The following is a 15298-nucleotide window of genomic DNA, read 5'->3' on the forward strand; positions in this document are numbered from 1 at the left end:
GGGGTGGTTTACAGCACCCCCAATCGACCGTTACCAGTGCCTTAAACAACCGTTTCTGGTGTCCGCAGTATTATTATAGCGTTCCTCCATTATAGCATTCCTCCCGACACCGACCCTACGGGTACAGTGCGGGGCTCCTGCAATTTCTAGCTGAAGTGGCTCTTGCAGGTTTAGAGTGGCGATTGACTTGTAGTTGTGGCCATACTGGAGGGATGGCGTAAAGAACTGTAACCTCAGCAGTACACCAGAGTCATCTTGAAGTGCAGTGATGAAGTGCAGTGAAATAGTGCAGTAAAATTGTCTCTAAGGCGTTCTTTGTTCTTTGTGTTGGTTCTAGCTCCCCTTTCTCCTTAAAAAAAGAGGAGTTGTGAGTGAGAGAAAACCTACCCAAACATTACCTATGGTCAAAACAATCTTCAAGACAATCTCCTCTTCCACCCTGGGGTCGATGATGTTGCCTTTCTCCTGCCGCCAGCTTTGGATAACTGCCTTTCCCGCGTTGGCTGGAGTTACGGTGGCTATTGGCGGCCTTGGGGCGGGAGGATCCCTGTGGCAGGCGGGAGCAGCAGGTTTGGCTACGGGGATGACGGGCTATGTGGCTTCTGCTCTATCTGGAAGCGAGGCCAAAGCCAAAATCCAGCTTCTAGAGCACCTCAAAAATCAGCAGAAGCAAAACGAAATCACTCCTTCAGACCTACAGCAACTGCAAAGCGAACTGGCCAACCTGCGTGCTGCCCTTGAAGATTGGGCAAAAGTCCAGCAGAAGGGGGTGGCTGCTGCCCAACCTTATGATGAGGCTCGTTCGCAAGCTCAAACTGCTCAGCTCCATTTTGAGGAGATAGAGACCCAGATCCAATCTCAAAAAGAACGGCTTTCTCAGTTACGCGCAGAAGAGCAAAGTCTGAAAGCCTCGATTGGAGATTTACAAGCCAAGGAACAGAAACTCATTCAGTCCCTTAAGGAGGGCATAGCCAAGGTAGAACAACTCCAATCAAAACAGAATCTCCTCAAGCAAGATATTGCCCGCTTAACCCAGGCTTGTCGGTCAACAGGCTCTAGTAACTCCATTAAACGGTCACCTATGCCTGCGAAAGGATCTTCAGACGTATCTCTTGGCTCGGCCCGCATGACCAAAACTGCCGCCGGCGTCGCATGGGCCGACAAATATGACGAAGTCCTTGCAACCCTCGAGGAGCGAATCGACAACCTGGAAGATAGCGCCAGAGCAATGGCAGAACTGGCATCGATGGAAGGCAACGGTAGCCGGTAGGGGCAGACATCCCATCCCAATAGCACCGAAACGGTTCACAGCTCTGGCTCGCCAAAGCCCCGCAGAGGATGAGCATATTCTGAGGGGGTCAGGCCCTTAGCCTGCACCAATACCCCAAAGCCCCCCAACCCCATGGGATCCAGCAGCGCGTGAAGAGCATGTCGCCGCCGCAAAACCTGGCCCACATCCACAGCTTCGCCGCCAACCGAGCTCCCCATTTGGCTGAGGGCGGCCAGCCGCTCGGTCAATCCCAGGTTCACCAAAAAGCTGCTTTGCCGGGTGAACCCCAGGCATCTTAGCCCCAGAGATTCTCCCACTTGCTCTAGGGTGGTAAAGTCCACATGAGCGGTGAGATCCTGGGATCCCACCCGAACATAGGGATCCGTGTAGCTGCCGTGCTGTCGATAGGCCAGGAGCGTACCTTGGGCGCGGTGGGGGCTGTAGTAGCGCTGGGCGGTGTGGCCATAATCGATGGTGAGCACGTAGCCTCGCCGGAGCTTGCGGGCCAGGAGCTGCAGCCACTCCAAGGCTTTTAGGTTCACCTCGGTTTGGTAGCCCGACGGATAGGTTTCTACAGGGATCCCCAAGCGGGCAAAATACTCCCTCAGCTCAGGAGTGGACAGATCCCCCAGCACTTCCCGGAAGTTGGCTTCTGCAGCCTCGCTGCAATCGACATAGATTTCCCGCAAAGCCCCATCCTGTACCTGCACCCGATGCACCGGAAAAGCATCCACCAGCTCATTGGAGAAAAAGCAGCCTGTAACTGAGTTATCCGGGATCCCGTCCCAATCCAACCAGCGCACCTTCTCCCCAAAAGGGGCCAACCGCTCCTGCTGGAGCTGCCGCAGGTGGGCAGAACGCTCCAAAATCCCATAGTCCAGCGCCTGCCAAAAAGAGGGCTGTTCGCGTAAGCGGGCCGCAGGCCTTGCAGAGCGCACGTAGGTCAGCCAATCCTGGGCCAAGCGGCCGCTGCCTGCCCCCATCTCGATGACCGTGAAGGCAGAGGGGGATCCCAAAATGTGCCAGAACTGGTGGATTTGCTCCGCCAACAGTTGGGCAAAGTCCGCCGCCAGGTGGGGAGAGGTGAGGTAGTCGGGGCCAATCGGGGATCCCTGCTCGTAATAGCCCAACCCTGGCTCGTAGAGAGCCCACTCCATAAACTGGGCAAAGGTCACCGGTCCCTGAGCGCGAATGCGGCTGACAATCAACTCCCGCAACTTCTGCGTGGCCTGAGGTGTCGATAGAGAAAGACTCGGGTCGCGTAGGTGTTGCTCAGGAGCGATCACAGGTGAGGATTCCAGGGATCCAGACTCACTCAACTTACTTGTTCAGGGGACGACGCCAATTTTGGCGAAACTGACGGTTCGAGACCAACAACACAGGCCAGAGGGCCGATACCACCCACTTCCCGGAGCCCGAATAGATGCGATCCGCCTTGCGGGCCGAGTACCAAACTCCTCCTGCGTAGATTGCCAAGAGCAAAAAAGGCCACATCTCAACCCATCCTGTTCAACGCTGCTCACCGAGTCAGGGATCCCCAATCAGTAGGCATCCTGCAGCTCATAAAAATCAGGCGTGATGTAGTCCTTGCGCAGGGGCCACCCTATCCAGTCTTCCGGCATTAAAATCCGCTTCAGGTTCGGGTGTCCCTCGAAAACAATGCCGTACATGTCGTAGGTTTCCCGTTCCTGCCAATCCGCCGACTTCCAAATCCAGTATACGGAAGGTAGGCGTGGATCCTGGCGAGGCAACTTTACCTGGAGCCGCACCTCCTGAGGGCGATCCGCCCCGTCTGACAGCTTGATCAGGTGGTAAAGGCTGACCAGTGGCTGCCCTGCCCCCAGGTCATACCCGCACTGGCACTCCAGGTAGTTAAAGCCGTAGGCATAGAGGGCGGTACACAAGGGTAGGAGAAAGTCCCGCTCCACCTCCAACAGCTCTACCCCCGCTGCGTCTCTCCCCAAATACTGGTGCTCGAAGCCGTTGTCGGCCAGAAACTGGGAAACCGGGCCCCGCTCCAACGTCACCAAGGGTTCCGACTGCTCGCCTGCGGATGGCGGCGCTTGTTTTTCCTGGGCATTCTCCTCTGCCATCTCACACTCCTCCCTGCAAGGCTTTGAGCTGCTGTTCCGCCTGCTTAAAGTCGGCAGTTTGCAAAGCCGGGGGCACTGGCAAGCCAATGGCCGCAGCCAGCTCTGGCGGGGGAGCTTGGCGGGTCTCGCTCTCCAGATACTTGCCGGTGATGATCTCCGGCACAGGCTTGAGGTTGTGCTTAACCGTGTAGTAGCGGTGGGTTTGCTGCAGACGGCCTCGTTCCCGCATGTCCTCGGCGGCGATCTTCTTGCGCAGCTTGACAATGGCATCCATGATCGCTTCTGGACGAGGGGGGCAGCCAGGAATGTACACATCCACCGGGATCAGCTTGTCCACCCCCCGCACTGCCGTGTAGGAATCGGAGCTGAACATGCCACCGCTGATGGTGCAGGCCCCCATGGCGATCACGTACTTCGGCTCAGCCATTTGCTGGTAAAGCTTGACCAACGCCGGCGCCATTTTCATGGTGACCGTACCTGCCGTGATGATCAAATCAGCCGTGCGCGGCGAAGAACGAGGCAGCAGGCCAAAGCGGTCGAAGTCGAAGCGGGATCCCAGCATGGCGGCAAACTCGATGAAGCAGCAGGCGGTGCCGTAGAGCAGCGGCCAGAGGCTGGACATCTTAGCCCAGTTGTACAGGTCGTTCACCGTCGTCAGAACGACGTTGTTGGAGAGGTCGGTAGTCACCTGGGGGGCAGCCCCCGGAAACAAGACTTGCGATTTCTCAGACGTCATGACCATTCCAATGCTCCTTTTCTCCAGGCGTACACAAGACCCACCACAAGGATGGCGATGAAAATCAGGGCCTCCACAAAGGCCAACAGCCCCAAGCGGTGAAACGCCACTGCCCAGGGATAGAGGAACACCGTCTCTACATCGAAAATGACGAAGACCAGTGCGAACATGTAGTAGCGAATGTTGAACTGGATCCAGGCTTGCCCAAACGGCTCCATGCCCGACTCGTAAGTGCTGCGCCGCAGGGATCCCCGCCGCTTTGGCGCTAAGAGTGCGGAAGCCCCCAGAGCCAAAATCGGCAGCAGAGAGCAGACGATTAGAAAAACCAGCAAATACTCGTAGCCGGACAGAACAAACACGACGCCAGACTGCCTCAGGTGCTCAACATTTAGATACGTTTCCAGTATAGAGCCAGTCTGGGGCTCCCCTGCGCCACGGGATCTTCAGTTCTATTGATGATCATGATTGTTGGGAGCGGCGTTTTTCCAGCCAGCCCCACACTCCGCTCACCACCGCCCCGGCCATCAGGATCCCCAAAGCCGGCTGAAACAAAGGCAGCCAGAGCCGCATCCAAAGCTTGTACCCCAGTGGGATCCCGACAAAAGCTCCCGTTACGGAAAAGACAAACCAGACAAACCCGGCGAACACCAGAAAGACAACAGCAATCAGGAAGTTATCCAGCCAGCGCTTAAAGTCAGAGGAAGTCATGGGGATTGAGGTAGAGCAGCTTGAAGGAGACCTAGAGGCAATATGAGAACCGAACTTTTTGGCTACCCAATGCCAATCATCTCAGCAGCACTTGGGAAGATCCCACGTGCGCCTTTTGTGAGGGTGAGCCATGCCGACTCGGTTCTTGCCCGCTGTGAGCACAACTCAAAACCACGGTAGCGCCAGTAGGATTCCACGGCCAGCCTACCAGCAACATTAAGCGCGAGTCCCATTCTGCCGTTTGAGCCGCTCAGCTTGGAGATGACTCCCAAGTTGGCTGGCTGCCGTTGGCCCTTCACCAGTTGTTGACTTGTCAAGATATAGTGGTGAAAAATCTGCCTATACACAACCTGTAGCGTTAAGCCGATGTCCATCTCCTCTGGTTCTTCTTTTGCAGACCGCTTACGACAGGTGATCGGCGATGAAGCCGTTTATGCGTTTGGGCGACGGGCCGGAATTAGCGATACTGCCTTGCGCAGCTACCTGAAGGGATCCGTGCCCAGCATTGACAAGGCCGTGAAAATTGCCCAAGTGGGCCAGGTCAACCTCAATTGGCTGATTACAGGGGAGGGATCCCCGCAGTTGCATCCCGACGCGAAAGCAGAGTATGTGTATGTGCCTTTTGTCGATGTAGCCGCCTCTGCCGGAGCGGGGGTGTTGGTGCGGGAAGAATCGATCGAATCGGTGATTGCTTTTGAGCGAAACTGGCTGCGGACGCACTTGAAGGGAAACCCTGCCGATCTAAGTCTGATTCGGGTGCAGGGGGATAGCATGTCTCCCACGTTGGAGGATGGCGACTGGATCTTTGTGGAGCGGCAAGAGGGTGGAGACCTGGGCTGTGAAGGCATTTACGTCTTTCAGATGGATGGGGATCTGTTGGTCAAACGACTGCAGCGCCTGCCCGGATCCCAGGTGAAGGTGATCAGCGACAACCCCCGCTTTCCCCCCTTTGTGGCGGATTTGGCGGATCCCATCAACGGCCTAACCCTCATAGGGCGTTATCGAGGTCGCATCAGTTTTGATTAGCCTCTGGCAGCAGATGGCGGGAAGTGGCAGTTGGACCGACCGAGAATCCCCTTGGCGAGATCGGGTCGCCGGTTAGGATGGGTCTTGAGGGTTGAGTTGAGAGGAGTTCCTGCTCCTTGCCTGCGCCCATCCAGCCGGAGGTTTGCCTGCAATGGCTCGTTCGTCCCAGCTCCTAACAGTCGCTCTCCATTCCCTAAGCGGGATCCTCTTGGTCAGCAGCGGAATCTGGGTCGGGATGGTGCTTCCCCAGCAGGCCCAACCTCAGCCCCAGCCGGAGACCAACATCTCTCCCACTCAACCCGCTTCTCCCACACCACCGATCCTGCCCACCTTGGCCCCGCCCCAGGCCAATCCTCCGGTGGCCAGCCCAACAGCAGATGCAGATCCAGAGGAAAATCATGAGAGCCCCACGGATCTGGAGGCAGAGATTCGGGAGATCCGCCAGCAGGTGATCCAGCTCTTGATCAGAATTGAGGAATTGGAGTCGCGGCTGCAACGGCTGCGTTCTCAAACAGACCCTGAGCCTATCAGGGAATCTTCCACTGCTGCTGAGATCGCTCCAGGGGCAGAAAGCGCCTCTGCGCCCACCCCGGCTCCGACCACAACGCCAACCTCCTTTCAGGTGGGAACCCAAACCATCAGCCTGCCGGGCGATTTGCTGTTCGATTTTGACAAAGCCGAGATTCGACCTGAAGCAGCCTCGCTGTTGGCCCAGGTGGCCAAGTCCTTGGAAGCTATGCCCGGCGCCCGCGTTCAAGTGAATGGCCACACCGATAACATCGGGCCCTTAAACTACAACTTGGCTCTTTCCCTGCGCCGCGCCAATGCGGTTAAGGACTATTTGATAAAACTGTTGCCGGAAGGCCATCCCATCAGTTGGACAACCTCTGGCTTTGGTCCCACCTTGCCCGTTGCCGATAACGACACAGAAGCCGGACGGCAGCGGAACCGCCGTGTGGATTTGGTCATCGCTCCCTAGCTGCACCCCCCCCAAAGTGGGGGATGACACGTTCTAGCAGGGCTCTGGTCTAGAATCTGGTAGGGTCAATCCGGCCAGGATTGATGGGCTTGAGTTCAATCCTCATCGTTGGGGTTCGGTTTTGAACGCAGCAGGGATCCCTCTGGACAAGAGGCAAACGTTTGCGCTGAGGGTTGACACAACCCTGGACGCGCTTGACCAGGTTTTGACCTGGTTTGAGTCTTTCCGAAATGCGGGCATCCCGGATCCCATTTGGGCGGAATGTCAGTTGGCTTTGGTAGAGGGGTTTACCAACGCCGTTCGCCACGCCCACCGCGCTCTGCCGGAAAGTACGCCCATCGACATTGAGCTGCTGCTGATGCCGCAAGGGCTGGAGTTGCGCATCTGGGATCAGGGGCAGGAGTTTGATCTGGAGGGATTTGCTCGGAACTTGTCGGATCCCACATCGCCCAACGCCAATCTTGAGTCCGAGGGGGGACGGGGTATTTTGCTGATGAAAGCTCTCTCTACTCACCTCAGCTACAGCCGCCAAGCGGATGGTCGCAACTGCCTGGTGATCGGCAAGCGCTTCGACGATCCTGTTCGAGTCTGTCGGTGCCGGGCCTAGGCGAGCAAGCCGCCGCTTAACTTGCGAATGGCCGAGCTGGCTACATCGCTGTAGCGCAGTTCACCGGCCAGGATCTGGCCCATGCGCCGAGTGGCTCCCGGTCGCTTAACGCCCACCCTATAGCCCACGCCCGGAAAGCGATAGAACAACGCCGCAATCCGCTTGGCCCAACGCATCTCGGAGCCCCATTCCTGCTGGACGCGGGCGGAGTAGTTCTCCAGAGCTTCTGTATCCCCACCCAGGGCTTGATCGATGGCCTGGGCCGCCAACATGCCGGTGAGAAGGGAAGGGCGGATCCCTTCGGCGGTAAACGGATCGATGACGCAGGCGGCATCTCCCACCAAGAGGGCATTTTGGGTGTGTAGCGGTTGATCTTCGTCCCAGAGGCAGATGGGATGGCCAAATGGCTTGACCGATTTCAAGTCCACACCAAAGCTTTGGGCATATTGGGCGGCAATTTCCCGCAGGTTTTGTTTTTCTCCACCCCGAAAGGTGCCCGCTCCAATTGAGTAGCCATCGGCCTTGGGGAAGTTCCAGATGTAGCCATTGCTCACGGCACCGAAGTCAAAATGGGCGGCTGCAGTTTGCGGCTGCGAGAGGGGCACTTCTGCTTCCAAGGCGGCAGCCAGGCGACGACGGCGTTCCTGAAAGCCCAGCCACTTGGCCATCGAGCCTTTTGCCCCATCGGCCCCAATCACGTACCGACCCCAGACTGGGCCGGCGGATGTCATCACCTGCCAGTGGTCACTTTGCCACTCAAGGCCGGAGACGGGGCATTCTGCCTGGAGCGCAGCCCCTTGCTTTTGCGCCTGCTGAATCAAGTAGTGGTCGAAAATATCCCGCCGCACCATCCAAACGGGCTCTTTTAAATCCAAATCGACCACCACCGGATCGCCACCACGCCAGGTGTAGCGGATTTGCCGGATCTTGAGGGAAATGGCGGGGCCAAAGTCGAAGTCAAACCAAGCCGCCACCATAGGAGAAACTCCCCCCCCACAGGGTTTGTAGCGGGGCAAGGGATCCTTTTCCAGAACCAGCACTGAGCGTCCCCGCTTGGCCAGATGGTAGGCAGCAGATCCGCCGGCGGGGCCAGCCCCGACGATGACACAGTCGTAAAGTTGCGGCATGGTTTTCGATCTGCAAGCCCCCTTGACCGGGGTTCTGGTTACCAGAAGAACTGCCCAAAAGAATTATATTGGGTCTACGAATGACGGTTACAAGGGATCCCTTCACAGCAGCCGGCTAGACAGAAGACGATGCGAATTCGATGGCAGCGGCTTGCCAGCCAGCCCTCAACTTGCTACTGTGCCGCCTGCGGAAAGCGTTTTGCGGGCGGGAAGCGAGTTCGTCACCTATTCAACGATAAGGGGTTGGATCTCGGCCCCCTTTGCCCAGCGTGCTTTGCCCTTCCCCCAGTTCAGTTGCGAGAACAGATCCACCGCTATGCCTATTTGATGCGCCTGAATCGTCTGCGGGATCCCGGCAGCCAAGACCACGCCCATCATCTGGAGCAAGCGGCCCGGGAGCGCTCCATTCGTTATCCGGGCCTGTGGGGCTGGCTGCGGCAGTGGTGGTAGCGTTGGCAAGGGGATTGGGCATTCTGGAAAAGATGCAGGAAAATCAGGAGAGGTTGCCTTCGGGATCCCAGATCCATCTCGATTTTCCAGACCCGTTGGCTTGTTTGCTCTCGTTGGTTGAGGAGCCCCCATGCACGACCTGGACAGTTTGCCAGAACCAGTAGCCGATGCCTTGATCAAAAGCCTGCTTACGGACGTGGAGCGGCTGATCAACCAGCACGGACTGTCAGAGGTTCTGGTGGGGTTGGCCATGTATTGCAACGTGCAGTTCAAGGCCAAGTTCAATAAGCCCAACCGCACGGAGAAGGATGAGGAGTTGGGGTTTTATTTCCGCGACGCCGCCAAAGCTCTAGAGGTGGCTGCCAGCCTCACCTATCGCACCATCGACCGCTCTCAATCTGCCCGGCCCAGCACCTAGCCGCCGGGATCCCTTTTTGGCCTCCACCCCCAAGCCCCTCTCCCAGGGGGAGAGGGGGGCAGGCATTTAACCAGCAAACCGTTTCACCGCAATGGGAAGGGAAGGAACGCGGCATCTTGGGGTGGCAAGGGATCCCCCTGGGTTTTTATGCTGGTGGGCAACAAGTTGCATTGAGGCTGAGCGTGAGAATCGTCTGGGAACGCAGCATTTACGGGGGCAATGGCCGAGTGCCCTGCATTATCTGTGGGGGATGGGCCAACCCCATCCAGAAAAAAGGGCACCAAGTGTTGCTGGCGGTGGTCTATAACGACCGCGGGCAAATCTACGGGGAAGTCTGCCGCAGCTGCCTCGGTTTGGGGGCCAAAGGCATCAAAGAGTGCCTGCAAGAGCGGATCGCCCGTTTGCGCAAGCAACTGGAAGATTTGGAAGAGCTAGAGCAGGGAGAGGTGCAACTGCCTACATTGGAGCAGGAGTTGAGCGCCTATTTGGATTGAGGACTACACCCCTCTGAAAAACTTACGAAACCCCAATAGGAGGTGACGTCTCTGATTTCTTCCTGCTTCCACGACCCATGACTGGTAGCGGAGTTGGCCTCTATGGTCGTTTCAGGTTAGTCTGAGACGCCCGAGCTACTGAGAAAAGCCCCGCCCTACCGCTATGGGGAAGTAAGCTAACGGCGCGCAGAGGACGTCAACAACCTTGGTCAGCAAATATGGACGGAGAGGGAGGGATTCGAACCCTCGACGGAGCTTTTGGGCCCCGTAACTTCTTAGCAGGAAGCCGCTTTCGACCACTCAGCCACCTCTCCAGGGCCAGGAAGGGCACTGGCAAGCTGGGATCCAGCCACCAGTTCACTCATTGTAGGGGATGGGATCCCACCCGGCAACTGCCCCCTGACCCGCCCTGCAAAGACTCCGTCCCGCTATCGCGATCAGCCGGGATCCCTCCTGGGGTTGGGTGAGTCTAGCTCACCACCTGCAGGTAAATATCGAAGCTGCCGCTATTGTCGCCGTAGCTGCCCTTGGCGTCATTGATGTTGAAGGCAATATCCAGGTTGGGATCCAGATCCACCTCTTGGGGCTGTTCTGGCGAGGACTCGAACACCTGATGGGCCACCAGTTGGGCGTTGGGTTGAAACAGCACAATCCCGTAGCGGCAGAGGCCTGGGTAGCGCCACTCCTCAGGGGTCGGGATCCCTTTGCCAAGAGGGGAGCGGATGCTGGTGGAAAACGAGAAACCATAGCGCCAAGCCACATTCCTGGGGAAAAAGCGGATACGGCTGGCCCGCAACGGACGCCCTTGCCAGCGTAAAATGTTGCCCGCCTCTTGGTTCACCCGCAGGTCACGGAAAGCCATCCAAGCCTGTAAAGCTTCTTCTTCAGGTTGGATCCCTTCGATGGCCAGAGCCTGGATCCAATCCAAGTCGCTGCCATCGCAGGTGATCTGCCGCGGAATTTGCGCCAAATCCAGTTGTGCCAACCCCAGAGTATCAGACGCAGATTGGGTAAACATCTATCTCTCCTGTTTCCATCTGATTTTTCAAAATGACTCCAGAAAGGATGGGCTCCCTCCCCAGAGATTGAGGAGCCGCAGGGATCCCAAAAATGTGTCTAGGGAAGGGTTGTAAGAGACCAACCTATCCACATCTCCCCTGCTGGGTAGAGAATGTCAGATGCACGATGACCAACGGAGTTGAAAACCTCAAGCTCTTGCCCAAACGGATGAGAGGTTGGGAGTTCAAGCCCCTTTAGCAATAGATCAACTTTACTTGATGAATAGGAGCTATTCCCGAAAAAAGAGCCCTTTGCAATACTTTTTTAGGGAACCTTAGAGAGTTGTTAATCCCCTGTGACTCGGCTGCGAATGAAGGCCAGAACCCAAATCCAGGTTTGCTGCAGATCTTCCAGAAGCTTGTATTTTGGAACACATTAATGGTGTAATCGCCTGTTAAGCACTCTTGCGCTCGACCCCTGGGCTCTGCAGCGGCTTTCCACAGCCCAGAGCGCCCTGACAAGCGTTTTTGGTAAGATCACCCCTACAGGTCTCCCAGGGTGCCCGGCGCCCACGGCATGCACGACAACCCTACTTCCCTCTCTTCTGATTTCGAAGTCATCTCTCTGTCCAATCCTCAACAGGCCATGTCTTTGGCGGGCACTCAGGAGGCCAACCTGAGGTGGATCAGTCGCTCCAGCGGTGCTTCTGTAACGCTGCGCGGACAAGACCTGTACCTGAAAGGCACTCCCCAACAGCGGCAGCAGGTGCGGCAATGGCTAGAATTGCTGAGGCCGCTTTGGCAAACTGGGCACCCTGTCACTGTGATCGATGCAGAGCAAGCTTTTCGCGCCCTCTCCGGACAAGAGGTTGCCGCCTACCAGCAAGCACAAGCAGGGATTTTGGCCCGCACCCGCAAAGGGGAGCTTATCCGACCGAAAACGCCCCGCCAACAGGAGTACGTGCGAGCCATTCGCACCCACGACCTCTGCTTTGGCATTGGACCGGCGGGCACAGGAAAAACCTATCTGGCTGCCGTTGTGGCCATTGCTGCCCTACAAAACCGGGAGTACGAGCGTTTGATCTTGACTCGCCCGGCTGTGGAGGCGGGAGAAAAACTGGGGTTTTTGCCGGGGGATCTGGTGGAAAAGGTGGATCCCTATCTGCGGCCCCTTTACGATGCCCTGTTCGAGTTTATCGACCCGGCCAAGCTGCCGCAGTTGATGGAGCAGGGGGTGATCGAGGTGGCGCCGCTGGCCTATATGCGAGGCCGTACTTTGAGCAATGCCTTCATCATTTTGGACGAAGCCCAGAACACCACCCCCGAGCAGATGAAGATGGCCCTCACGCGGCTGGGATTCCGGTCGCGTATGGTGGTTACCGGGGATCTCACCCAAACGGATCTGGGCAAACATCGCACGTCGGGCTTGGCCGCCGCGGAGCGTATTCTGACAGGGGTAGAGGGGGTTGCCTTTTGCTACTTCGACCAGCGGGATGTGGTGCGCCACCCTCTGGTGCAGCGGATTGTCGATGCCTACGCCCGCTACGAGGGGCAGTCGTGAAGCTGAGGGTGCTCTTTTTCGACGCTGTGGGCACTTTGTTTCGGGTGCGGGGCAGCGTGGGCCAGGTTTACAGCCAGGTGGCAGCGGAGTATGGGGTAGGGGTGGATCCCCAGGCCTTGGATCGCGCTTTTGGCCAAGTTTTTGCCCAGGCTCCAGCCCCGGCCTGCCCAGGATTGACGGGATCCCCTTTGCCGGATTGGGAGCAGGCCTGGTGGCGTCAGGTGGTGCGGGAGACATTTGCCCAGGTGGGATCCCTGGCTGCCTTCGGAGAGCACCGGTTTGAAGACTTTTTCGCCCAATTGTTTGAGCACTTTGCCGGGGCGGATCCCTGGGAGCTGTATCCCGAGACGCTGCCGGCTTTGCGGGCCCTGCAGCAGGAAGGGATCCGGTTGGGGGTGATCTCCAACTTCGACAGCCGCTTGCCCAGGGTGCTGCAGCAGTTGCAGTTGGATCCCTACTTTTCCACCCTCACCCTCTCCACCCAAGTGGGCTATGCCAAGCCCGATCCTCGCATCTTCCAAGCTGCCCTGGCAGCCCACGGGATCCCCCCCGCAGCCGCCGGCCACATTGGCGACAGCCGCCGCGACGATTATCAGGGGGCAAAAGCAGCAGGCTTGCGAGCCCTTTGGCTGGATCGAGAGGGGAAGGATAGCTCCTGCCCAGAGCGGATAGAAGATCTGTGGGGATCCCTGTCCATGCTCAATGGGCCGAAGCAGAATTGAGCAGCAGAGGGGCAAAAAGGCCATCCGGCTTGAGCAGGTAACGCCGCAGGTTCATCCGCCGCTCCAGCAGGCAAGCGTGGCCGCTCTGGGGCGAGATTTCTACCTGCGCCTGGGGCAGCCGTTCCGCCAGCCAGCCCACCTCCTGCACCGAGGGCAACAGGCGATCCCGCCCCCCCGCCACCAGCAAAGTTGGCAGGGTCATCGACTCCAGGGGCAGCTTCTCCACAGCAAAGGATCCCAGCAAAGCCAAGCGCCGAGCAGCTACTGTGGGTTCAACACTGTGAACTGCCTGGCGCAGCCGCTCCTGATCGAGCGGCTCCATTTGGCTGAGCTCCGCCAAAACCCCCAACCCCCGCTCCGACAACTGGTGATAGAGCCCCGGTGGCAAAAAAGGCAGGAGAACATGCCCTGCCCACCACCAGGGCCTACGTCGCAGCGACGAGGCTGGATTGACCAAAATGAGGCCGCGGCACCGTTCCGGCCATTGGGCGGCCACCAACAAGGCCAGGCAGGCCCCAAAGGATTCTCCACACAAGTACGCCCCCGCTTCTAGCTGGGATCCCACCCAATCGGCCAGGGTTTCCCAGCTATCCCCCGCTTCCGGGTGGTTCAAACTCAGGGGGCGAATGCGAAACTCCCGCTGCAGAGCCTGCGCCTGCCGGTAAAACAACGTACCTGTGCCATCCATACCGGGCAAATACAGCAGCAGGGGCCGCTCCTGACCGACCGCTCCCGTTGCCGGGCTGACCAAGCTAGAGGCAGATGCTACCGGCTCGCCACTCAACTTTCTCATCTCTCTGCCAATCCCAATCGCACCTGTTCTCGGGCCGCTGCAGTTAGCTCTTGAATGACCTGCATTCGCTCGCGTCGGGATCCCTGGCGCTGCTTCCTGCCCACCCAAAGGGGGGATCCCACCCTGAGCACCACCCGCCGATACAACACCACCGGATGTCCCCCTTCCTGTTGAAATCGGGGTTCAGTGGGGTCAAACCAGCGGAAAAAAGCCATAGGAATATCTACTCCCCGCCATTCTTCCTGCGCCCACACCGCCACCGGCAGAATCGGCAAGGGATCCACCGCTGCCGCCAGCGCCAGGTGGGCAAAACCTGGCTGAAACCGCCCCACCTCCCCAGGCGAGGTCTCACGGGTGATCTGCTCCGCCCCTTCTGGGAAGATCCCCACACCCACCCCCGCTGCCAAACTGGCCTGCGCCTGGCGAAAAAAATGGATTTGCTGCCGGGATCCCTGCTTGAGGGGAATGCAGTCCAAAGCCAGGGCGATTTCCCGCAGCAGCGGCACCTGAGCCAGGTAGTAATGGCAGGCAAAGCGAATCGGTCGGTCCAACCCCGCGATCAGCACCGGCGCATCCAGAAAACTGCGGTGATTGCTCACCACCACCAGCGGGCCAGCAGGAACACGCTCCCCTCCCTCCACCCACACTTCCGTCTGGAAAAGGGTGAGCAACAACTGGGCCAGAGTCCTGGGGTCTGGAGGCCAAGAGAGAGCAGAATTGGCTGAGAACGCTGCGAAGGATCCCATCAATAGTCCACCCCGCGCCGCAGATCGGCCCCCTGCTCGGCATAGTGCTTGTGGCTCACCATTTCCGAGTGGACAGAGGCCAACTCAAAGTAAGGTAAGGGGGCATGGCACCGCCCCGTGATGATGATCTCCGTGTCCCGCGGCTTGCGCAGCAAAGCCTGGACAATCGGCTCCACGTCCAGCAGCTCCAGATCCACCGTCGGGTTCAACTCATCCAAGATGATGGTTTTGTACAGGCCAGAAGCGATGGCCGCCCGTGCCAACTCCCAGCCCCGCTCCGCTTCTACATAGTCGATTTCCTGTTGTTTGCCCCGCCAGACAATGGCATCCCGACCGCAGCGCTGGTGATCCACCAAATCGGGGTAGCTTTCCCGCAAGGCCCGAATGGCTGCATCCTCGGTGTAGCCTGTTCCCCCCTTCAGCCATTGCATGATCAGCACGCGATGGGAGAGATCCTTGCTGATGCCGCGCCCAATGGCTTGCAGAGCCCGACCCAGAGCGCTGGTGGATTTTCCCTTGCCGTTGCCGGTGTAGATCTCGATGCCGCTGCAAGGGGGTTGGCCGTTTTGG

General features: G+C 58.2%; 20 protein-coding genes and 1 tRNA gene. 9 read left to right on the top strand and 12 right to left on the bottom strand.

The window, feature by feature from the left end; genetic code table 11:
- The first annotated feature begins 400 nt into the window (after nt 1–400).
- On the top strand, nt 401–1270 hold the full coding sequence (locus NW839_RS06415) for a hypothetical protein (protein WP_414380528.1): 870 nt from the start codon (nt 401–403) through the stop codon (nt 1268–1270).
- Between the two features lie 35 nt (nt 1271–1305).
- On the opposite strand, the gene NW839_RS06420 is transcribed toward NW839_RS06415, so the two are convergent.
- The 6 genes from NW839_RS06420 to NW839_RS06445 all read right to left on the bottom strand — a co-directional run bounded on the left by NW839_RS06420 (nt 1306) and on the right by NW839_RS06445 (nt 4807).
- Nucleotides 1306–2589 (bottom strand): class I SAM-dependent methyltransferase, encoded by a 1284-nt coding sequence (locus tag NW839_RS06420; RefSeq protein WP_414352092.1) that lies wholly within the window; start codon nt 2587–2589, stop codon nt 1306–1308.
- 1 nt (nt 2590) lies between these two features.
- A complete protein-coding gene (locus NW839_RS06425; RefSeq protein ID WP_414344869.1) occupies nt 2591–2764 on the bottom strand; it encodes a hypothetical protein in 174 nt (57 codons plus the stop codon).
- 47 nt (nt 2765–2811) lie between these two features.
- A complete protein-coding gene (locus NW839_RS06430; protein ID WP_011433902.1) occupies nt 2812–3363 on the bottom strand; it encodes an NAD(P)H-quinone oxidoreductase subunit J in 552 nt (183 codons plus the stop codon).
- 1 nt (nt 3364) lies between these two features.
- The gene (locus tag NW839_RS06435) at nt 3365–4105 is read right to left on the bottom strand and encodes an NADH dehydrogenase subunit K (RefSeq protein ID WP_041436717.1); all 741 of its coding nucleotides are present in this window, start codon (nt 4103–4105) and stop codon (nt 3365–3367) included.
- Nucleotides 4096–4458, bottom strand: coding sequence for a photosynthetic/respiratory NAD(P)H-quinone oxidoreductase subunit C (gene ndhC, locus NW839_RS06440; RefSeq protein WP_011433900.1), 363 nt, complete (start codon nt 4456–4458; stop codon nt 4096–4098). Before ndhC ends, NW839_RS06435 begins: the two co-directional genes overlap by 10 nt.
- A gap of 100 nt (nt 4459–4558) precedes the next feature.
- Nucleotides 4559–4807: a hypothetical protein gene (locus NW839_RS06445; RefSeq protein WP_414352093.1), complete on the bottom strand. Its 249-nt coding sequence runs from the start codon at nt 4805–4807 to the stop codon at nt 4559–4561.
- Between the two features lie 366 nt (nt 4808–5173).
- On the opposite strand from NW839_RS06445, the gene NW839_RS06450 reads away from it, so the two are divergent.
- The 3 genes from NW839_RS06450 to NW839_RS06460 all read left to right on the top strand — a co-directional run bounded on the left by NW839_RS06450 (nt 5174) and on the right by NW839_RS06460 (nt 7419).
- Nucleotides 5174–5833 (top strand): XRE family transcriptional regulator, encoded by a 660-nt coding sequence (locus NW839_RS06450; RefSeq protein ID WP_414352094.1) that lies wholly within the window; start codon nt 5174–5176, stop codon nt 5831–5833.
- A 151-nt stretch (nt 5834–5984) separates the two neighbouring features.
- Nucleotides 5985–6812 carry an OmpA family protein gene (locus tag NW839_RS06455; RefSeq protein WP_414352095.1) on the top strand — a complete coding sequence of 276 codons (828 nt, stop codon included), beginning with the start codon at nt 5985–5987 and terminating at the stop codon, nt 6810–6812.
- Nucleotides 6813–6933: 121 nt separating this feature from the next.
- Nucleotides 6934–7419 (top strand): ATP-binding protein, encoded by a 486-nt coding sequence (locus tag NW839_RS06460; RefSeq protein ID WP_414380530.1) that lies wholly within the window; start codon nt 6934–6936, stop codon nt 7417–7419.
- Here the strand turns inward: NW839_RS06460 and NW839_RS06465 are convergent.
- Nucleotides 7416–8546, bottom strand: coding sequence for a geranylgeranyl reductase family protein (locus NW839_RS06465; RefSeq protein WP_414352097.1), 1131 nt, complete (start codon nt 8544–8546; stop codon nt 7416–7418). The two genes, NW839_RS06460 and NW839_RS06465, sit on opposite strands and share 4 nt — an antisense overlap.
- 129 nt (nt 8547–8675) lie before the next feature.
- Here NW839_RS06465 and NW839_RS06470 point away from each other — a divergent pair, with 129 nt between their 5' ends.
- The 3 genes from NW839_RS06470 (at nt 8676) to NW839_RS06480 (ending at nt 9908) form a co-directional block, all read left to right on the top strand.
- The gene (locus tag NW839_RS06470; protein ID WP_414352098.1) at nt 8676–8996 is read left to right on the top strand and encodes a hypothetical protein; all 321 of its coding nucleotides are present in this window, start codon (nt 8676–8678) and stop codon (nt 8994–8996) included.
- A 130-nt stretch (nt 8997–9126) separates the two neighbouring features.
- Nucleotides 9127–9414: a hypothetical protein gene (locus tag NW839_RS06475; protein WP_011433893.1), complete on the top strand. Its 288-nt coding sequence runs from the start codon at nt 9127–9129 to the stop codon at nt 9412–9414.
- Nucleotides 9415–9596: 182 nt separating this feature from the next.
- Nucleotides 9597–9908, top strand: a complete 312-nt coding sequence (locus NW839_RS06480) for a hypothetical protein (protein ID WP_011433892.1) — start codon at nt 9597–9599, stop codon at nt 9906–9908.
- Between the two features lie 223 nt (nt 9909–10131).
- On the opposite strand, the gene NW839_RS06485 is transcribed toward NW839_RS06480, so the two are convergent.
- Both NW839_RS06485 and NW839_RS06490 read right to left on the bottom strand, forming a co-directional pair.
- Nucleotides 10132–10222, bottom strand: a tRNA-Ser gene (locus NW839_RS06485).
- A 155-nt stretch (nt 10223–10377) separates the two neighbouring features.
- A complete protein-coding gene (locus NW839_RS06490) occupies nt 10378–10926 on the bottom strand; it encodes a hypothetical protein (RefSeq protein WP_414352099.1) in 549 nt (182 codons plus the stop codon).
- A 557-nt stretch (nt 10927–11483) separates the two neighbouring features.
- Between NW839_RS06490 and NW839_RS06495 the strand changes: the two genes are divergently transcribed.
- Both NW839_RS06495 and NW839_RS06500 read left to right on the top strand, forming a co-directional pair.
- Nucleotides 11484–12467, top strand: a complete 984-nt coding sequence (locus NW839_RS06495; protein WP_414352104.1) for a PhoH family protein — start codon at nt 11484–11486, stop codon at nt 12465–12467.
- A complete protein-coding gene (locus NW839_RS06500; protein WP_414352100.1) occupies nt 12464–13189 on the top strand; it encodes an HAD-IA family hydrolase in 726 nt (241 codons plus the stop codon). The genes NW839_RS06495 and NW839_RS06500 overlap by 4 nt, the downstream gene beginning before the upstream one ends.
- Here NW839_RS06500 and NW839_RS06505 read toward each other — a convergent pair.
- The 3 genes from NW839_RS06505 to NW839_RS06515 form a co-directional block, all read right to left on the bottom strand.
- A complete protein-coding gene (locus NW839_RS06505) occupies nt 13167–13982 on the bottom strand; it encodes an alpha/beta fold hydrolase (protein ID WP_414352101.1) in 816 nt (271 codons plus the stop codon). The two genes, NW839_RS06500 and NW839_RS06505, sit on opposite strands and share 23 nt — an antisense overlap.
- A complete protein-coding gene (locus NW839_RS06510) occupies nt 13979–14728 on the bottom strand; it encodes a lysophospholipid acyltransferase family protein (RefSeq protein ID WP_414352102.1) in 750 nt (249 codons plus the stop codon). The genes NW839_RS06505 and NW839_RS06510 overlap by 4 nt, the downstream gene beginning before the upstream one ends.
- Nucleotides 14728–15298: cob(I)yrinic acid a,c-diamide adenosyltransferase (locus tag NW839_RS06515; protein WP_414380532.1), on the bottom strand; the 571-nt coding region annotated here is incomplete at its 5' end. The genes NW839_RS06515 and NW839_RS06510, both read right to left, overlap by 1 nt.

The organism is Synechococcus sp. R5-15 (assembly GCF_047462035.1).
In the GTDB taxonomy this organism is placed as follows: domain Bacteria; phylum Cyanobacteriota; class Cyanobacteriia; order Thermostichales; family Thermostichaceae; genus Thermostichus.

Excerpts from the sequence above, each read along its gene's own strand:
- NW839_RS06415 (WP_414380528.1), top strand. The coding sequence starts at position 401 with ATGGTCAAAACAATCTTCAAGACAATCTCCTCTTCCACCCTGGGGTCG.
- NW839_RS06425 (WP_414344869.1), bottom strand. The coding sequence starts at position 2,764 with ATGTGGCCTTTTTTGCTCTTGGCAATCTACGCAGGAGGAGTTTGGTAC.
- NW839_RS06430 (WP_011433902.1), bottom strand. The coding sequence starts at position 3,363 with ATGGCAGAGGAGAATGCCCAGGAAAAACAAGCGCCGCCATCCGCAGGC.
- NW839_RS06435 (WP_041436717.1), bottom strand. The coding sequence starts at position 4,105 with ATGGTCATGACGTCTGAGAAATCGCAAGTCTTGTTTCCGGGGGCTGCC.
- NW839_RS06445 (WP_414352093.1), bottom strand. The coding sequence starts at position 4,807 with ATGACTTCCTCTGACTTTAAGCGCTGGCTGGATAACTTCCTGATTGCT.
- NW839_RS06450 (WP_414352094.1), top strand. The coding sequence starts at position 5,174 with ATGTCCATCTCCTCTGGTTCTTCTTTTGCAGACCGCTTACGACAGGTG.
- NW839_RS06455 (WP_414352095.1), top strand. The coding sequence starts at position 5,985 with ATGGCTCGTTCGTCCCAGCTCCTAACAGTCGCTCTCCATTCCCTAAGC.
- NW839_RS06465 (WP_414352097.1), bottom strand. The coding sequence starts at position 8,546 with ATGCCGCAACTTTACGACTGTGTCATCGTCGGGGCTGGCCCCGCCGGC.
- NW839_RS06470 (WP_414352098.1), top strand. The coding sequence starts at position 8,676 with ATGCGAATTCGATGGCAGCGGCTTGCCAGCCAGCCCTCAACTTGCTAC.
- NW839_RS06475 (WP_011433893.1), top strand. The coding sequence starts at position 9,127 with ATGCACGACCTGGACAGTTTGCCAGAACCAGTAGCCGATGCCTTGATC.
- NW839_RS06490 (WP_414352099.1), bottom strand. The coding sequence starts at position 10,926 with ATGTTTACCCAATCTGCGTCTGATACTCTGGGGTTGGCACAACTGGAT.
- NW839_RS06495 (WP_414352104.1), top strand. The coding sequence starts at position 11,484 with ATGCACGACAACCCTACTTCCCTCTCTTCTGATTTCGAAGTCATCTCT.
- NW839_RS06505 (WP_414352101.1), bottom strand. The coding sequence starts at position 13,982 with ATGAGAAAGTTGAGTGGCGAGCCGGTAGCATCTGCCTCTAGCTTGGTC.
- NW839_RS06510 (WP_414352102.1), bottom strand. The coding sequence starts at position 14,728 with ATGGGATCCTTCGCAGCGTTCTCAGCCAATTCTGCTCTCTCTTGGCCT.